Genomic DNA, 17214 nt, shown 5'->3' on the forward strand with positions numbered 1-17214 from the left:
TCCTCTCAAAACTAACGGTGGATCAGCCGTGCCGCAGCACGGTCAGGGTGGCGAGCAGCTTGTCGACCTTCGGGGTGCGGGCGAAGGTGGTCAAGGCCATCAGCGCCGGAAGACGGCGGCGTGCGATGGATTTCGCGTAGGTGAATTCCTTGAGACCGTCCGGGCCGTGAATGCGGCCGAAACCGGAGTCGCCGACGCCGCCGAACGGCAGCTCCGGCAGGGCCGCGAACAGGTAGACCAGGTTGACGCCGGTCATCCCGGAACGGATGCGGCGCGCCAGTTCCACACCGCGCCGCTTGGCGAACACCGCCGAGCCGAGGCCGTAGCGGGAGTTGTTGGCGCGTTCGACCGCCTCGTCCATATCGCGGACCTTGTTGACCGCCAACGTGGGACCGAAGGTTTCCTCGGTCATGGCGATCGAATCCTCCGGCACGTCGACGAGGACAGTCGGCTGCACCAGCCGGGCTCCCACGGCATCGGGGCCGCCGACCACCGCGCGCGCACCCTTGTCCAGCGCGTCGGCGATGTGGCGGGCCACCACACCCGGCTGCGACGGCATCGTCATCGGTCCGAGCTGGGCGGCCGGATCATCGCCCGCCCGAATGGGTTTCGCCAACGCGACGAGCTTCGCGAGGAAGGCGTCGTACACCTGTTCATGCACGTAGACGCGCTCGGTACCGATGCAGGCCTGCCCGGCGTTGGACAGCCCGCCCCAGACCGCCGCCTCGGCGGCCGCGTCCAGGTCGGCGTCGGCGTCCACCAGCAGCACATCCTTACCGCCCGCCTCGATCAGCACCGGGGTAAGGGTGTCGGCGCAGGCGCGCATGACCTTCTTGCCGGTCTCCGTCGAGCCGGTGAACGCGACCTTGTCCACACCCGAACGGCACAGGGCCGCACCGGTTTCGCCGAGGCCGGTCACCACTTGCAATACCGGATGCTCGGGCACCACCTGGGCGAACGCGTCGACCAGCCACTTGCCGACGCCGGGGGTGAATTCGCTGGGCTTGAACACCACCGCGTTGCCCGCGGCGAGCGCGTAGGCGATCGAGCCCATGGGAGTGAACACCGGGAAGTTCCACGGCCCGATCACACCGATCACGCCGAGCGGCAGGTACTCCACCGAGGCGCCGAGGTCAGCGGCCAGCAGACTCGGGGTGATGCTCTTGCGGCCCAGCACCTTTCGCGCGTTACCGGCGGCCCACGACAGGTGGTCGAGCATCATCATGATCTCGAGCTGGGCGTCACCGGTGGGCTTCCCGGTTTCGGCATGCGAAAGCTCCGCCAGCTGCGCCATCCGGCGGGCGATGACGCCGCGCCATTTCTTCAACCGCTCCGCACGCTCGTCGAAGCTCAACTGCGCCCACCACTGCGCGGCTTCCCGTGCGCGAGCGACTGTTTCGTTCACCTGCGCGGCGTCGAAGATGGGGTGGGTGCCGACCACATCGCCGGTCGCGGGGTCGAGCGAATCGAAGGTCGCCAGGGCTGTCGCAGTCACGGTCACTTCCTGAATGTCCTCGGTACCGGTCGGCGTCGTCATGCGCGCGCCTCGCGAATCAGATCGGATGCCTTCTCGCCCACCATGATCGACGGGGCATTGGTGTTGCCGCGCGGCACGACCGGCATCACCGACGCGTCGGCGACCCGCAGGCCCTCGACGCCGCGCACCCGCAGTCGCGGGTCGACGACCGCGTCCTCGCCGGTGCCCATCGCGCAGGTGCCCACCGGGTGATAGAGCGTCTGGGTCCAGGCGCGGATGTGATCGGCCAGCTCGTCGTCGGTGCTGCCGGCCATCGACTGCGGCAGGAACGGCCGGGACAGGAAGCGAGCGAAGGGCTTTTCCCGCACGATCTCGAGGAGGCGGCGCGCACCGGCGACAGCGGCGGCCAGATCGACGGGATCGCTGAAGTAGGCCGGGTCCATTTCCGGCTTCCACGCCGGGTCCGCCGACCGCAACCGCAGTCGGCCACGACTGGCCACGTTCACCAAAGTGACGCCGGCGGTGACCATCTGGGCGGTGGGCTCCTGGAATCCGTTGTCGTAGAAGCCGGTCGGCGCGGTGATGATCTGAATATCGGGTCCGGCCAGGCCGTCCCGCGAGGCGTAGAACGCCCCGCCCTCGCCCACGTTCGACGACAGCGGACCGCGGCCGGACACCTTCCACTGCATGAGCCGGGCCGGGTTGGAGAAGTCGGTGAGATCGGAGGTGTCCCTGCTGTACCAGAGGAACGGTGTGACCGGATGGTCGTGCAGGTTCTCGCCCACCCCGGGCAGGTCGACCACCGGTTCGATACCGTGCTCGCGCAGCTGCGCGGCGGGACCAATTCCCGAGAGCATCAGCAGCTGCGGCGAATTGATGGCGCCACCGGACAGCACCACCTCGCCGTCGGCATAGGCGATGTGCTCGGCGCCGTGCCGGCGGTAGGCGACGCCCACGGCGCGGGTGCCCGCCAGCACCACCCGGGTGGCGAACGCGTGGGTGCGGACGGTCAGGTTGGGTCGGCGCAGCGCCGGACGCAGGTAGCCATCCGCGGTGGACCAGCGCCGGCCGTCCTTGCAGGTCACCTGGTAGCGTCCCGCGCCTTCCTGGTCGGCGCCGTTGAAGTCGTCGTTGCGCTTCAGTCCGTGGGCGACCGCCGCCTCGACCCAGGCGTCGGTGGTCTCGTGGGTGAAGCGGCGATCCTCCACGCGCTGCGGACCGGCCGTGCCGTGGAAGGCATCGCTGAATCGCGAATTGTCCTCGGCCCGTTTGAAATACGGGAGAACATCGGCGTAACCCCAGCCCTCGGCGCCGAAATCGTCGCGCCAACTGTCGTAGTCGGCCTGGTTGCCACGGATGTAGATCATGGCGTTCATCGACGAACAGCCGCCGAGACCCTTCATCCGCGGCCAGAACGCCCGGCGGCCCGCCATGTGCTTCTGCTCGGTGGTCTGGTAATTCCAGTCCCACTTGGTCTTGAAGAGATTCGGGAAGGCGGCCGGAATGTGGATCTCGTCGGCGTCGTCCTCGCCGCCCGCCTCCAGCAGCAGCACCGACACCGCGGGGTTCTCCGACAAGCGCGCGGCCACTACCGCTCCCGCGCTGCCCGCCCCCACGATCACATAGTCGAAGCGGTCCTTTTCGCTCAAAACTCTCCTCGTTGCTCGCCCGGCCACCACGTGACCGAGGTCACGAAGCGCTCTCCCGAAGGTTAAGGCCGGTCAACTGGGGATTCATAGATCCGCCCAGGCCGCTTTTTTGATATTTTTGGCCAATGGGACCGACAGCGGATGCCGCAGCGAGCGGGCGCGGGAACGCGCTGATCGGCATGCGCGCACCCACCAGCGCCCTGCTGGTCACCCGGCTGGCCGCCGAGCACGGGCTGGCCGAATCGGATTGTCTGCACGGCACCGGTCTGCTCGGCGCGGATCTGCGTAAGCCGGGCACGCTGGTGACCGGTGCGCAGGAGATCACGATCATCACCAATGTGCTGCGCGCGCTGCCGGACAGCCCCGGCCTCGGCTTGGCCGCCGGTCTGCGCTACCACGCGACCGTGCACGGCATGTGGGGCTATGCGCTGATCGCCAGCCAATCCATTCGCGACGCGATCGATATCGGGCTGCGCTTCCTGGATCTGTCGTATTCGTTCTGCGAAATCACCGCCGAGGAGAGCGCCGACGAGATCGCGCTGGTGATCCGACCCGTGGTGCCCGATCCGCTGGTAGCCCGTTTCGTGGCCGAACGCGATATCAACGTCATCGCGACCCTGCTCCGCGATATCGCCGGACCGGCCCAGCGGTTGAGCGCGGTCCGGCTGCCGTATCCGCGGCCCGGACCGGAAGCGGTCCGGCGCATCGAGGATGCACTGTCCTTCGCGCCGCAATACGACTGCGATCACTACGCCACCGTCTTCGACAAGAGCGTCATCGATGACCCGCTGCCCCAGGCCGACCCGTACACCGCCGAGCTGGCCACCCAGCAGTGCCGCGAACTCGCGGCCCAGCGGCGCGCCCTCACCGGCACCGCGGGCCGAGTCCGCGACCTGCTCTTCGGCCATGCGCGCGGACCGTTGACCGAAGCAGAAGTCGCTGCGGCGCTCCACCTTTCGGGTCGAACGCTGCGCCGCCAGCTGGCCGCAGAGGGTCACTCCTACCGTTCGCTGCTCGACGAAGTGCGCCATACCCTGGCCTGCGAATTACTCACCGGCACCGACCTGCCGACAGCGGCGATCGCGGACCGCCTCGGCTACGGCGAAGCCGCCAGCTTCACCCGCGCTTTTCAACGCTGGTCCGGCACCACACCCTTGCGCTGGCGTAGAGCTCAGTAGCCCGGACCTCGCAGTCCTCTGCCGCCCAACCGGCGTCCTGCAACATTGCCATACTGTTTGTTGCTCTGTACATTCGCCCTATGGGTGAGACTTCCGGCGCGACGAGGCGCCCCTACCGCGACGAAGCGCACGCGATCCAGGCTCGTGACGTCCACTTCGACTTCGATTCGGTCCCGATGCACTACATTCCGGGCGAGGTGCTGGCCACGCACATCGTCAACGTGATGCATCTGGTCCTGCCCGAAGGCGAGCGCGCCATGGCCGAATGCCTAGCCGAAGCGCTGCCCCTGATCGACGACGAACGGCTGCGCGAAGAGGTCCAAGGATTCATCGGCCAGGAATCCATGCACGCCGCCAGCCATGAGGGCGCCCGCGCGCACCTGACCTCGATCGGCCTGGACGTCGATTCGTATGTTTCGACCATCGCCTGGCTGGTCGACCGGCTCCTCGGCGACCACGGGCTGACCGGCCGAGCCCGCGAGGAGTGGCTGAAGGAAAGGCTCGGCTTGTTCGCCGGAATGGAACACTTCACGGCGGTGATCGGCGAATGGCTGCTCAACGCCGACATCCTGGAAGAACGCGGCATGCATCCGGCGATGCTGGATCTGGTGCGCTGGCACGGCGCGGAGGAGGTCGAGCATCGCAGCGTGGTGTTCGACGCGTACATGCACGTGGACGGCGGCTACGCGCGCCGCGCACGCACCGCCGTGCTGGCGACCGCGACGCTCCTGCCGCTGTTCATCGTGTCGACGGCGTACCTCTACCGCAACGACCCGTCGCCGGACAAGGGGCGCGCGTGGGCGCTCCAATTCATCAGCGCCACGCGGCGTGGGGTGATTCCGAGCTGGACAACGTTTTTCACCGAGATGCCCCGATACCTGCGACGTGGTTTCCACCCGTCCCAGCTCGGTCCGATGGACAAGGCGCTGCGCTACCTCGCGCACTCCCCCGCCGCCAGGAGCGCTGGGCACTGATGAAGACTCCCACGGTGACAAAGCCATTCGCACCCTCCCCGGGCCTGCGGATGCTGGCAACGGTGATGGATGCCTACAAGCAGGTCTTCGTCGCCGGTGCCGGCGCGCCACTTCTGTCCCCGCCCAACCCGGTGCGCCGCAGCGGATTCGACCTGAACCTGGTGGTCGACGCGATCGCCGCCGAAGCGGTCGACGTGCTGTCGTTCACCCTGCGTGCCGCCGACGACGCGGCGCTGCCCGCCTGGCGGCCGGGCGCGCATCTGGATGTGTTCCTGCCCTCGGGCGAACAGCGCCAGTACTCCCTGTGCGGCGACCCGGCCGACCTGTCCAGCTATCGAATCGCGGTGCGCCGCATCGCGAACGGTGACGGCGGATCGATCGAGATGCATCGCCTGCGTCCCGGTGACCCGCTGCGGGCCCGCGGTCCCCGCAACGCCTTCACCTTCATCGAAGCGCCATCCTACCTGTTCCTCGCGGGCGGTATCGGCATCACCCCGATCCTGCCGATGGTCAAAGCCGCCGGGGCACGGGGTCGTCTGATCTACCTCGGCAGGTCGCGAGCGACCATGCCGTTCCTCGACGAACTGCCCGAGGCGGAGATCCGCCCGGACGACGAAGCCGGGGTCCCGGACATCGCCGAGTTGATCGGCCGCGCCGAACCTGGTGCGGCCGTGTATGTCTGCGGACCGCCGCCGGTCCTGGCGGCGGCACAGCGGACGATGTTCGCCGTCAATCCGACGGGTTCGCTGCACACCGAACGCTTCTCCGCGCTGCCGGTGAGCGGTGGCCGGGAGTTCGACCTCCGGCTGGCCCGCACCGGCCGCACGATCCGGGTCGGCGCGGACCAGACCGCGCTGGCGGCGATCAGGAACGTCATCCCCGACGTCGTGTACTCCTGCCGCCAGGGCTTCTGCGGTACCTGCAAAACCCGCGTCCTGGCCGGAGCCGTCGACCACCGCGACCGGACCCTGCCCGAGAGCGAACGCGACGGCCACATGCTCACCTGTGTCTCCCGGGCCGCGGACGACGCACTGGTCCTGGACCTGTAGCACCATCGAAAGGGACGAAAACGTCCATGGCGCAACGCTATGCATCCACCCCCACTTCCCCGCGGCCACCGCGCATCGTGATCGTAGGAGCCGGCTTCGGCGGCATCGGTCTGGCGATCAAGCTGCGGCAGGCGGGCTTCGACGATCTGGTCATCCTGGAGCGGGCCGGTGACCTCGGCGGCACCTGGCAGGCCAACACCTACCCGGGCTGCGCCTGTGATGTGCCCTCTCAGCTCTACAGCTATTCCTTCGCACCGAACCCGAACTGGTCGCGCAAGTACGGCAGGCAAGCCGAAATCCTCGAATATCTCCGCACGGTGGCGACGGAACACGATGTGCTGCGCCATATCCGGTTCGACACCGAACTGCTCGAGGCTAGGTGGGACGAGGCCGGGCACTGGCGGGTCGCGACCTCGCGCGGCGAGCTCACCGCGGATTTCCTGATCTCGGCGACCGGTCTGTTCGCGGAGGCCAAGTATCCGTCTTTGCCCGGACTGGACACCTTCGCGGGCAAGACCTTCCACTCCCTGCACTGGGATCACGAGTACGACCTCACCGGCAAACGGGTCGCGGTCATCGGCACCGGAGCCTCGGCGGTGCAGTTCGTGCCCGAAATCCAGCCCAGGGTGGCCGAACTCGTCCTCTTCCAGCGGTCCGCGCCGTGGATCGTGCCCCGACTGGATCGGCGCACCTCCGGTCCCGAGCGTCTGCTGCTGCGCCAGATCCCGATGGTCGGCAAGGCGATTCGGGGCGGCTGGTTCACCGCCATCGAGGGTTTCGGCCTGGTCGGGTTCGTGGACAAGCGTTTCCGGCACCCCTATGAACTGCTCGGCCGGCTACAGCTGCGGCGGCAAGTGCGAAACCCACGACTACGCCGCGTCCTCACACCCGATTACATGATCGGTTGTAAACGCGCCATCTTCTCCGATTCCTATCTGCCCGCGCTCGACCAACCCAATGTCGAGGTGGTGACCGACGGCATCGCCGAGGTGCGCCCGCACTCGATCGTGCTGCGGGACGGCACCGAGCGTGCGGTCGACGCCATCATCTTCGGCACCGGGTTCACCTCTACCCCAAGCGCTTTCGAGCGCTTCATCGGCCGGGACGGCGTGTCGATGGCCGAGCTCTATCGCACCCGGCCGCAGAGCTACCTCGGCGCCACCCTCGCCGGGTTTCCCAATTTCTTCTGCACGCTCGGACCATTCGGCGCCGCGGGCAATCAGTCCGCCATCTTCATGATCGAATCGCAGATCGCCTACATCGTGGACGCGCTGTCCACCGTGCGGTCGCGAGGGCTGCGCCGGGTCGAAGTGAAACCGCGCGTCCAGCAGGAGTTCCTGAACGAGATGGAACGGCGCAGCGCGTCCACGGTGTGGGTGACGGGCGGCTGCACCGGCTACTACCAGACGCCGGACGGCCGCAATGCCGGGCTATATCCCAACTGGAGCTTCCAGTATCGGCAGCGCACCAGCCGATTCGATATCGACTCCTACGAGGTGAACGCATGATCGACATCGGACTGCACCGGATCACCGGACCCCGCTACGAGGTCCGCGGCAAGACCGTGCTGATCACCGGGGCCGGGCAGGGCATCGGCCGGGAACTCGCCCGCGTTCTGCACGATCGCGGCGCGACGCTCGCACTCGTCGATCTCGACGAAACCCGCGCTCGCGCAGTCGCATCCACCCTCGGGACGCGCGCGTTGGCGATCGGCGCGGACGTCACCGATCGTGACGCGATGGCCGCTGCCATCGCACACACGACCTCCCGCTTCGGCCGCCTCGATGTCGTGGTCGCCAACGCCGGGATCGTGCCGAAACCCGCCACGCTGCGCACCATGGACGCCCGTAGCTTCGACCAGGTGCTCGACGTCAATCTCACCGGCGTCTTCAACACCGTCCACCCCGCGCTGGATCACATCGTCGACGCACGTGGTCATGTCGTGGTCGTCTCCTCCTGCGCCGCCTTCGCCCCCGGCATGGGCGGGTCCCCCTACATGATCAGCAAAGCCGGGGTCGAGCAGCTCGGCCGCGCCCTGCGCGTGGAACTCGCACCGCACGGGGCGACCGCGGGCATCTCCTACTTCGGCATCGTCGACACCGAAATGACACACGCGACCCTCGATCGCGACGATCTGGGTCGCGCCATCGACAACCTCCTGCCCTGGCCCCTGAGCGTCCGGATCAGCGCGGCCGAGGCCGCCCGGGTCATCGCCGACGGCATCGGCCGCCGCGCCGCCCGCACCATCGCACCCGCGGGCTGGCAGCCTTACGCCCTGCTGCGCGGCATCGTCAATATCGCGCTGGATCATCGCCTGACCCGGGACCCGCGGGTGGCCCGGCTCATTCAGGTGCTGGAGAGCGCGGCTGTCAAGCGGTGAGGATCGGCAACAGGTAGCCGCGCGCGAAATCGGCCATCTCCGCCTCGGATTCGAATCGCACGGTGATGTCCGGCAACAGGATGAACGAGTGCACCACGCGACAGGCGATCTCCATGCGCGTCATGACATCCGGCACCTCGGGCAGCAGCCCGCGCGCGATGGCCTGCTCCATCGCCGCCGCCGAGGCCGCGACCGACATGGTGAACGCCGTCGAGCCCCCAGTGGTGAGGCTCGCGATCACGCGCTCGGGCTCCAGGGTCAGCATGCGCTGAGCGAGCGCGTGCGTGCGCCAGCGCGTGAGCACGGTGACGAACATCTCCGCGACCAGATCACCGGCGTCGTCGTGGCGGGCGGGAAGCTGCGCCAGCTCGGCCAGGACCCGGCCGACCTCGCGACTCACCACGGCCTGCACGAGATCGTCGCGGGAACCGACCCGGCGATAGACCGTGACGCGATCCACCCCGGCCCGGCGCGCGACGTCCTCGACGGTCGTCTTCTTGAAGCCCACCAGCTCGAATTGGGTCAGCGCCGCGTCCAGGATGCGCGATTCGATGGTGTCATCGACGTTCTTCGGGGTCACAGGGGGTTTCGACGCGGCGGGCACCTGGCCGACAGTAGCAAACAAAAGGGCGGCTGCAACAGCAGCCACCCTTTTGTTGCCCGATGCTCGACCCGCCCCAAGTGCGGGGTCGAGCCTGAGTGCTAGCCCGGCAGACCCGCTTCGATCGCCTCGATGATGCGCGGGCGGAGTTCGTCGGCCCGGATGACAGCGTCGACCGAACCGACCTCGACCGCGCGCCGAATATCGTGCACCCGATCGAATTCCGCGGCCACGGCCGAGATCTTCTCCGCGCGCACCGAGGACCGGAGCTCACCGAGTTCGGCCGTCAGCGCCGCCCGCTCGGTGCCCGACGCGTTCGCCGCGCGGGCCTCCAGCTCGCGCACCCGCGGATCGGACGCCGTGCGGGTATTGACCTCACCGGAGAACACCACTGCGGCCGCCGGCGCGCCACCGAGAACCGAGGCGAAGGAGCCGTCCACGGCGAGCACGGTCATATTCGGGTTCAGCTTGTTGGAGAACACTACGAACGCACCGCCGTGGTACCGCGAGATCACGCAGAACACGATGGGTCCCTGGAAGTTCACCACCGCGCGGCCGATCTCGGCGCCGTATTCCAGCTGCAGCTTCTTCAGCGACTCGGGCGAGCCGTCGAAGCCGGACAGGTTCGCCAGCACGACCAGCGGGCGATTTCCGCTGGCGGCGTTGATGGCTCGCGCCGTCTTCTTCGACGACCGCGGGAACAGGGTGCCCGCGGTGTAGGTGTCCGGACCGTCGGTGGACGGGAAACCGCGCCGCGGAATTCCGCGGGACTCGATGCCCACCAGGCAGACCGGGATACCGCCGAGATGCGCGTCCAGCACCACCGAGGTCTCGGCGTCGGCCATCCCCGCCCAGCGTTCCAGCACCGGGTGGTCCTGGTCGGAGACCGCGCGCATCACCGTGCGGATGTCGAAGGCCTTCTTCCGATCGGGATTGGCCGTGGCGGAGAAGATCTCGCCGACGGTGCTGAAGTCGCTGCCCGCCAGCTCGTGCGGGAAGCTGGACACATCGCGGTCCACCGGATCGCTGGTCACGGCTCGACGCGGACCGGACTCGCCGGGTGCGATATAGGTGTGGTCGTAGTGCGCCATCAGCACGTCGCGTGCGGCGGGCAGGTTCGGCGCCCAGTACTGCGCCTCGCCGTTCGGCCCCATCACCCGGTCGTAGCCGCCGATGCCGAAGTTGTCCTCCGCCGACACGCCGCCGGAGAAGTCCAGCGCCTGCTTGCCGGTGAGCACCATCGCGGAATCCGGCGTCATCACCAGGATGCCCTTGGTGTGCATGAGCATCGTGGCCTCGGCGTTCCAGTACGGCTGCGCGCCGACATTGATGCCCGCGACCACGATATTGATCTCGCCGCCCGCCTGGGTGAACTCGACGATCCGCTTGAGCGCGGCCGCCACCCAGTCCATGTTCTCGGTACCCGACTCCATGGAGATCCGCGCGCCCGAAGACAGCGCGTACCACTCCACCGGCACCTGCATCCGCTCGGCCAGATCCAGCGCCGCGATCACGCGACGGCACTCCGGTTCCGACAGCGCGCCGAGCGATTTCGTCGGATCGCCGAGCAGGGCCACCCGGGTGATGCCCTCGGGGTACCGCGCTGTCTTCGTCGAGACCACACCGGTGACGATCGCCGCGGTATTGCGGCCCTTCGGCCGGTCCACCGGCACCAGCGTGTGGTCCGAATCGAGGTCGTACTCGGCGAATTCGCCCAGCAGACCGGTCAATTCGTAGGGGTAGACGGTGTTGCGGCTGCTGGCGCGGAGCACCTTCTGCCGGTATTCGTCGATCGGCTCGACGACGTCGTCGGTCGGCTCGCCGACGGTCACCTCGGTGCCGCCGTGCGAGTCGAAGGAGATGCGCAGCGCGACCTTGGTCAGCTCGCCCGTCTCCTGATCGCGCTCGCGTGCGATGAGCAGGATCTCCTCCAGCCCGGCACCCGCGGTCGTCGGCAGCACGTGCCCGCCGATGATCGACTGCAACTCCGCGCGGGTGACATCGACCGGCGGCCAGATGTACATCACGATCCGGTTGGTGTTGAACCGCTTGGCCGACGGCCGCCGCGACTGCGCCCGGCGGATGGAATCCAGGCAGGTGGCGATGGTGATCTCGGCGGTCGGCAGCGCGCGCAGATTGCCGTCCTGGTCCCGTAGTGTGGCCAGGTCGCGAACCTGGGCGAAGGCGATCAGGCGGTCGTCGCCCGGGTTCTCCTTCGCGACACAGCGGTAGAGGTACACCTCTTCGTCGTCGGAAGACGGCAGTCGGGTGAGGTCGAACTTGCGCAACCGCTCCATCTGCATCCGCTGCGCGATGTAGGGGTGCAGACCGCGGATCAACCGCTCCTCGGCCATACCGGTGGCCGACGGGCGGAAGGTGAAGTGGTGGTGCATGACCGCGCCGCCGCTGCCCGCGACCGTGGCGGTGATCCGGTGCACCTGGTTCGGCACCTGATGCGCGGCGATGGCCTCCTGCAGGGCCGCCGCCATCGCGTCGAAGTCGGCGGGCTGGTCTTCCCAGCTCAGGTAGATGTCGACGTCGACAGAGGCCGCGCCGCTCGCCAATTCGGTGAGCCCGCGCAGGGTGGCGGTGAGGGCGTCGTAGCGCACCGCGGCCGAGATAAGGCTCAGGCCGTCGCGTTCGGCGATCACGAAGGCGCAACCGTCGGCCTGCTCGGTGCGCACGCCGGTGAGGCCCTTGTTGCCGTAGTAGCGGCGGGTCAGCACCTCGAGCATCACCGTGTTGTCCCGGCTGCCCCGTTCCAGGCGCTGGCCCAGCAGCCGCACCAGTGGTTCGGTGCTGCGGACCATCTCGGCGATCCGGTCGGCGCGGTCGGGCGCGTCCGGGTGCGCGTCCAGGTAGGTCATGTTCTTGCGGACATTGGTGTAGACCCGGGCGCGGTTGCGCCGCAGCAGCGGCCGGCCGTACCAGGCGTAGACGACGCCGCGCGCGAGATCGGCGATCACCGGGAAGCGCACCTGGGTCGCGGCCAGCAACCGCTCCAGCGCCAGACCCACCGGATCGCGCAGCACCTGGTCCGGCACCGGTTCCTGCAACCACTCGCGCAACAGTGTGGTGATCACCGGCACGGTGTCCGAAAGTCGTTGCTGGGCAAGGAATACCCGGAATACCGCAGCTTCCAGTTCGGGCGAGCGATCCAGCTCGGTGACACCGTAGTGGCCCAGTGCCTTGGCGAGCTTGTCCTGGAAGGACTCCGACAGACCGGCCCGCTCGACGTCCAGGCTCTGCAGGTAGGTGTGGAAGAACTCGCGGGCACTGTGCACGTGGCCCTGGCTGTCCTCACCGGCCGCCCGGCTGTGGCTCAGGTCGGCGAGGTCGGCGAACAGGTCGATGAGTTCGAGTTCCTCGGCCAGCGGGCGGCGGCCGTCCTGGACGGCGACCCGGCGCGCGGCCAGGTAATCGTCGAGTACCCGGCTTTCGTCGTGCGGATCGACATCGAAGCCCAGCAGCAGGCTGCGCAGGTTCTCCTGGCCCCGGGTGGTGCGCTCGTGCTCGATCTGCTCGGGCCCGTCCGGCAGGTCCAGTTCGACCGAGCCGACGGCGGTTTCGTCCTCGGCCTCGTCGTCGTCGGCGATCGGCTCCAGCCGCAGCAGCGGCGCGCCGGTCTCGACCTGCGTACCGACGGAGACCACGCATTCCTTCAGCCGGGCCTTGAACGGCGCGCGCAGCACCGTTTCCATCTTCATGCTCTCCAGCACCAGGACCGGCGCGCCCGCCTCGACCTCGTCGCCGACCTCCAGCGGTGTGGCGACGACCAGCGCGGGCGCGGGCGAGCGGAGCACGCCGCCCTCGTCCCGGCTGACCCGATGCGTCACGCCGTCGACGTCGACGAGGTGAATCGTGCCGTGCGTGCCGGTGAGCAAGCGGTACCGGATGCCGTTGACCACGATCTGACCGGTGTACTTGTCGGTCCGCTCCAGATCCACGTCGGCCGTGCGGATTTCGCCGCCCGCCTCGATGCCGATGCGGAACCGGTGCGCACCGATGCGGGCGACCCGCACCCGGTAGGTCACGCCGCGCAGCTTCAGATCCAGCGGCCGGCCGCTGTCGTGCTGCACCTGGGGACGGCCACCGGACGCGGTGGAGAGCAACCGCTGCTGCTCGATCCGTTCGTCTTCCTCGTAGGCCTCGATGGCGGCGGCGGCCAGCGCGACGGCGGAATGCCGATGCGAGACCAACCGGCCCTCGCCGCGTACTCGGTCGATCCAGCCGGTGTCGGCGCTGCCGTCGATCACCTCGGGCTGGTTCAGCAGGTCGAGCACGAAGCTCTTGTTCGTCGCGCCGCCCTCGATGATCACGCGGGTCTCCGCCATCGCGCGGCGGAGCCGGCCCAGGGCCTGGTCGCGATCGCGGCCGTAGGCGATGATCTTGGCGATCATCGAGTCGAAATCGGCGGGGATGGTGTCACCCTCGCTGACGCCGGTGTCTACCCGGATGCCCGGTCCGGCGGGCAGGTCCAGCCGCTCGATGCGGCCCGGCGCGGGAGCGAAGTCGCGGTCGGGGTCCTCGGCGTTCAGCCGCGCCTCGATGGCGTGCCCGCGCTCGGCCGGCGGCTCGCCCTCGAGCCGGCCACCGGCGGCCACGTGCAACTGCGCGCGGACGAGATCGAAATCGGTGGTGCACTCGGTAATCGGGTGCTCGACTTGCAAACGGGTATTGACCTCGAGGAAGGCGAACAGCTTGTCCCCGGGGTGGTAGAGGAATTCGACGGTGGCCGCGCCGCGGTAGCCGACGGCGATGGCCAGCCGCTCGGCCGACGTCTTGAGCTCGGCCACCTGCTCGGGGCCGAGGACCGGCGAGGACGACTCCTCGATGACCTTCTGGTTGCGCCGCTGCACCGAGCAGTCGCGGACGCCGAGCGCCCACGCGGTGCCCTGGCCGTCCGCGATCACCTGCACCTCGACGTGCCGGGCGCCGGTGACCAGCCGTTCCAGGAACACCACGCCGCTGCCGAACGCGCGCACGGCTTCCTGCCGGGTGCGTTCATAGGCCTCGACAAGTTCGGCTTCGTTCGTGATGACCCGGATGCCGCGACCACCGCCACCGGCGGTCGCTTTCAGCATCAACGGGTAGCCGATGTCGGAGGCGGCGGCGATGGCGGCCTCGACCGTCTCGACCGCGCCGCGGCTCCACGGCGCGACCGGGACGCCGACCTCCTCGGCGATCAGTTTCGCGCCGATTTTGTCGCCGAGTTTGCGCATCGCGTCCGGGCTGGGACCGATGAAGGTGACCCCGATCTGGTCGCACAATTCGGCGAACGCCGGGTCCTCCGCGACGAAACCCCAACCCACCCATGCGGCTTCGGCACCCGTCGCGACCAGCGCTTTCTCCAGCGCTTTCAGGTCCAGGTACGGGCGGGCCGAGGCCGGCCCGAGATCGTAGGCGCGGTCGGCCTCGCGCACGAATGTCGCGTTCCGATCGACATCGGTGTACAGGGCGATGGTTTCGATCGACCGCCCAGTCTCCGCGGCGAGATCCCGCACGGCGTGGATGAGGCGCATAGCGGCCTCGCCCCGGTTGACGATGGCGATGCGGTTGAACACTCGCCGGCTCCTTCCGTCCGTTGGCTCTAGATTGCCCTTAGGTAAGCACGTTCACTGCATGATCTGCGAGTTACTCGTCGGTCACTTTGAGCACTTCGCGGCCGATTTCGCCGGCCATCACCTCGGTCGAGTACGCCATCAGCTGCCCGGCTTCCGCGTCGCGCAGGTGACGCTGGATCGGAGATTGCTTCAAATAGCCCGACGCTCCACCCACTCGGACGCCCAATTGCGCGACCTCGACGGCGACCTTGTTGGCCAAATACTTCGCACGCATCAGCGTAGGGAAGAAGCTGGGCAGCCCGTGATCCGCCTCCAGGAGACCGCGGTCGTAGAGCGCATGCGCTGCCGCCGAACGGGATTCGACATCGGCCACTTCGAACTGTACCCACTGCTGGTGTGCCAGCGGTTTGCCCAGGATCACTCGCGACCGCGCGTGCGCGACCAGTGCGTCCAGGGCCGCATCAGCGATGCCGAGCGAAATCGCGGGCAGGCCGGCCGGAATCGTGGCGAAGTCGGTATAGCCCGGTGCGCGGCCGCGGTACTCGGAGCGCAGCACGGTGTGGTCGAAAGCCAGCAGTTGGCTTCGGGTGGCGCGCAGGCCGAGGGTGTCCCAGATCGGGATGACCGAGACCGAGGGGTCGGGCAGCGGGACGCCGAAGAACGTCGGCACATCGTCTACCCGGGCATTGACGATCAGGTAGTCGGCGATCTCCGCGCCGGACACGAAGCGTTTGGCGCCGGTGAGCGACCACCCGCCCGCCGCGGCGACGGCATCCTGTTGCGGGTTGAGAAAGCGGTTGCCGCTGGCCGGTTCGGACAGCGCGTTCGCGAACCGCTTGCCCGCCAGGAATTCCTCGGCGAAGAACGAGCCGCTGGTCTCGGTCAATTCGGCGAGGCCGACGCCCGCCCCGGCATGCATCAACCAAATCGTCGCGGTGGACGGATCGGCTTTGGCGAGGATGCGCAGCAACCGCCCGAAGGCCCGGTAGCTCAAACCTTGCCCGCCGACCCGCTCCGGCAGCACGGCGGCGTCGGCGCCGGCGGCGTGCAGCGCCTCGAGGTGGCCGACCGCGATCTCGGCTCGGTCGTCGTATTCGGCCGCGACGGCGGCGAATCCGGCCGCGAGTTCGCCGACTCGGTCGAGCAACAGATTCTCGGTTTCGGGCAATGACATCGAATTCTCGGTACTGGTCACGAATTGCATTCTGGTCGAAGGGAATCGACAGAAGACCCGTTCGGCGTTACCATTTCGGCCATGATCATTGGAAAGGACAACGTCACCGCCGTCCGGTGAACGTTCTCGCGCAGCGGCACGCTGCATCAATCCGGGAAAAATGGCTGGGCACGGCGATGTCCACGACGCCCGCCGATCGTCCCGCCGCGGAAGCGGCCATCTCCGATCTGTACCGCCTGCTGGGTCGGCGACCACCACGTTTCCGGTGGGTTGCCTCGCCGCTGGCGGCATTACACACCGGACCACCGGGCCAACCGGCTCGACAATCCGAATCCTCGGTAGCCCGAGAACTTTCGTCACTTCGCGCCGAGTTGCACATGCATATCGACGGGCAGCAGAGCCGCCTCGGACCCACAGTCCACTCGGCGATACGGGAGCATTTGCTCGGATCGCTGACGCGCTCCGTCGACGGAATCCGATCGCTGATCGTAGCCGAGGCGAACGGCACCTCGTTCACCAGCGGCAGCGGCTGGCATCGCACACTGTCGGTGGCCTGGCTCGCCCAGGCCGACGCGGTACGGCAGCTGAGCGGCGGCTATGCCGATGAACGAATTACTTTGTGGCACAGAGTCGCTCAGTCCTGCGGCTGGTGGTGGCCGCAAGAGGACGGGTGCGTCCTCGCGGAACGACCGATCCTCGCGCACACCGAGATCTGGGGTGAGCACGGCGCACTGCGGTTGCACTGCGCGGAAGGACCGGCCCTGCGCTACAGCGACGGGTGGACCGTGCACGCCTGGCACGGCACCCGGGTACCCGAGTGGGTGCTCACCGATCCGACCGTCGATCGGATCGACGCCGAGGTCAATGTCGAGGTAAGGCGTTGTGCCATCGAACGATTCGGCTGGCCCGCCTACATCGAAGAGGCGGGCATGCGCTTGATCGCCACCGCACCCGACCCCGGTAACACCGGTTTCGAGCTGCGCCTCTACGACATGCGGAAATCCTTCAATGTGCTCGTCGCCGTGAACGGCTCGGTCGAACGCGACGGCACCCGGCGCCGCTACGGGCTCACCGTGCCGAGCGGCTTCACCGACCCGCTCGCCGCGGCCGGCTGGACCTACGGCCTGACCGGTGACCAATATGCCCTGCTCCAACGCCGCACCTGAGG

General features: G+C 68.2%; 11 protein-coding genes. 6 read left to right on the forward strand and 5 right to left on the reverse strand.

Annotated elements, in window-relative coordinates; all coding sequences use genetic code 11:
- Window positions 1–22: 22 nt before the first annotated feature.
- Entirely contained in the window at window positions 23–1537 is a 1515-nt protein-coding gene (locus BJ987_RS31100) for an aldehyde dehydrogenase family protein (protein ID WP_209896636.1), read from the reverse strand.
- Window positions 1534–3126, reverse strand: coding sequence for a GMC family oxidoreductase (locus BJ987_RS31105; protein WP_209896637.1), 1593 nt, complete (start codon window positions 3124–3126; stop codon window positions 1534–1536). The genes BJ987_RS31100 and BJ987_RS31105 overlap by 4 nt, the downstream gene beginning before the upstream one ends.
- A gap of 125 nt (window positions 3127–3251) precedes the next feature.
- Here BJ987_RS31105 and BJ987_RS31110 point away from each other — a divergent pair, with 125 nt between their 5' ends.
- From BJ987_RS31110 to BJ987_RS31130, 5 genes are all read left to right on the forward strand, one after another.
- On the forward strand, window positions 3252–4304 hold the full coding sequence (locus tag BJ987_RS31110; RefSeq protein WP_209896638.1) for an AraC family transcriptional regulator: 1053 nt from the start codon (window positions 3252–3254) through the stop codon (window positions 4302–4304).
- An 80-nt stretch (window positions 4305–4384) separates the two neighbouring features.
- Window positions 4385–5278 (forward strand): metal-dependent hydrolase, encoded by an 894-nt coding sequence (locus BJ987_RS31115; RefSeq protein WP_209896639.1) that lies wholly within the window; start codon window positions 4385–4387, stop codon window positions 5276–5278.
- The gene (locus tag BJ987_RS31120) at window positions 5278–6327 is read left to right on the forward strand and encodes a PDR/VanB family oxidoreductase (RefSeq protein WP_209896640.1); all 1050 of its coding nucleotides are present in this window, start codon (window positions 5278–5280) and stop codon (window positions 6325–6327) included. The genes BJ987_RS31115 and BJ987_RS31120 overlap by 1 nt, the downstream gene beginning before the upstream one ends.
- 77 nt (window positions 6328–6404) lie before the next feature.
- Window positions 6405–7835, forward strand: a complete 1431-nt coding sequence (locus BJ987_RS31125) for a flavin-containing monooxygenase (RefSeq protein ID WP_307869812.1) — start codon at window positions 6405–6407, stop codon at window positions 7833–7835.
- The gene (locus BJ987_RS31130) at window positions 7832–8707 is read left to right on the forward strand and encodes an SDR family oxidoreductase (RefSeq protein WP_209896642.1); all 876 of its coding nucleotides are present in this window, start codon (window positions 7832–7834) and stop codon (window positions 8705–8707) included. Before BJ987_RS31125 ends, BJ987_RS31130 begins: the two co-directional genes overlap by 4 nt.
- Here the strand turns inward: BJ987_RS31130 and BJ987_RS31135 are convergent.
- The 3 genes from BJ987_RS31135 to BJ987_RS31145 form a co-directional block, all read right to left on the reverse strand.
- Window positions 8697–9311, reverse strand: coding sequence for a TetR/AcrR family transcriptional regulator (locus BJ987_RS31135; protein WP_307869813.1), 615 nt, complete (start codon window positions 9309–9311; stop codon window positions 8697–8699). The genes BJ987_RS31130 and BJ987_RS31135 overlap by 11 nt on opposite strands.
- Window positions 9312–9409: 98 nt before the next feature.
- On the reverse strand, window positions 9410–14872 hold the full coding sequence (locus BJ987_RS31140; protein ID WP_209896643.1) for an ATP-binding protein: 5463 nt from the start codon (window positions 14870–14872) through the stop codon (window positions 9410–9412).
- A gap of 70 nt (window positions 14873–14942) precedes the next feature.
- Complete coding sequence (locus tag BJ987_RS31145) at window positions 14943–16067, reverse strand: acyl-CoA dehydrogenase family protein (RefSeq protein WP_307869814.1); 1125 nt, start codon at window positions 16065–16067, stop codon at window positions 14943–14945.
- Window positions 16068–16222: 155 nt separating this feature from the next.
- Here BJ987_RS31145 and BJ987_RS31150 point away from each other — a divergent pair, with 155 nt between their 5' ends.
- Complete coding sequence (locus tag BJ987_RS31150) at window positions 16223–17212, forward strand: DUF6745 domain-containing protein (protein ID WP_209896645.1); 990 nt, start codon at window positions 16223–16225, stop codon at window positions 17210–17212.
- The last annotated feature ends 2 nt before the right edge of the window (window positions 17213–17214 follow it).

The organism is Nocardia goodfellowii (assembly GCF_017875645.1).
GTDB lineage: Bacteria > Actinomycetota > Actinomycetes > Mycobacteriales > Mycobacteriaceae > Nocardia > Nocardia goodfellowii.

What these genes read in the sequence shown, in the direction of transcription:
- BJ987_RS31100 (WP_209896636.1), bottom strand. Translation starts at nt 1,537, where the DNA reads ATGACGACGCCGACCGGTACCGAGGACATTCAGGAAGTGACCGTGACT.
- BJ987_RS31110 (WP_209896638.1), top strand. Translation starts at nt 3,252, where the DNA reads ATGGGACCGACAGCGGATGCCGCAGCGAGCGGGCGCGGGAACGCGCTG.
- BJ987_RS31115 (WP_209896639.1), top strand. Translation starts at nt 4,385, where the DNA reads ATGGGTGAGACTTCCGGCGCGACGAGGCGCCCCTACCGCGACGAAGCG.
- BJ987_RS31120 (WP_209896640.1), top strand. Translation starts at nt 5,278, where the DNA reads ATGAAGACTCCCACGGTGACAAAGCCATTCGCACCCTCCCCGGGCCTG.
- BJ987_RS31130 (WP_209896642.1), top strand. Translation starts at nt 7,832, where the DNA reads ATGATCGACATCGGACTGCACCGGATCACCGGACCCCGCTACGAGGTC.
- BJ987_RS31150 (WP_209896645.1), top strand. Translation starts at nt 16,223, where the DNA reads ATGTCCACGACGCCCGCCGATCGTCCCGCCGCGGAAGCGGCCATCTCC.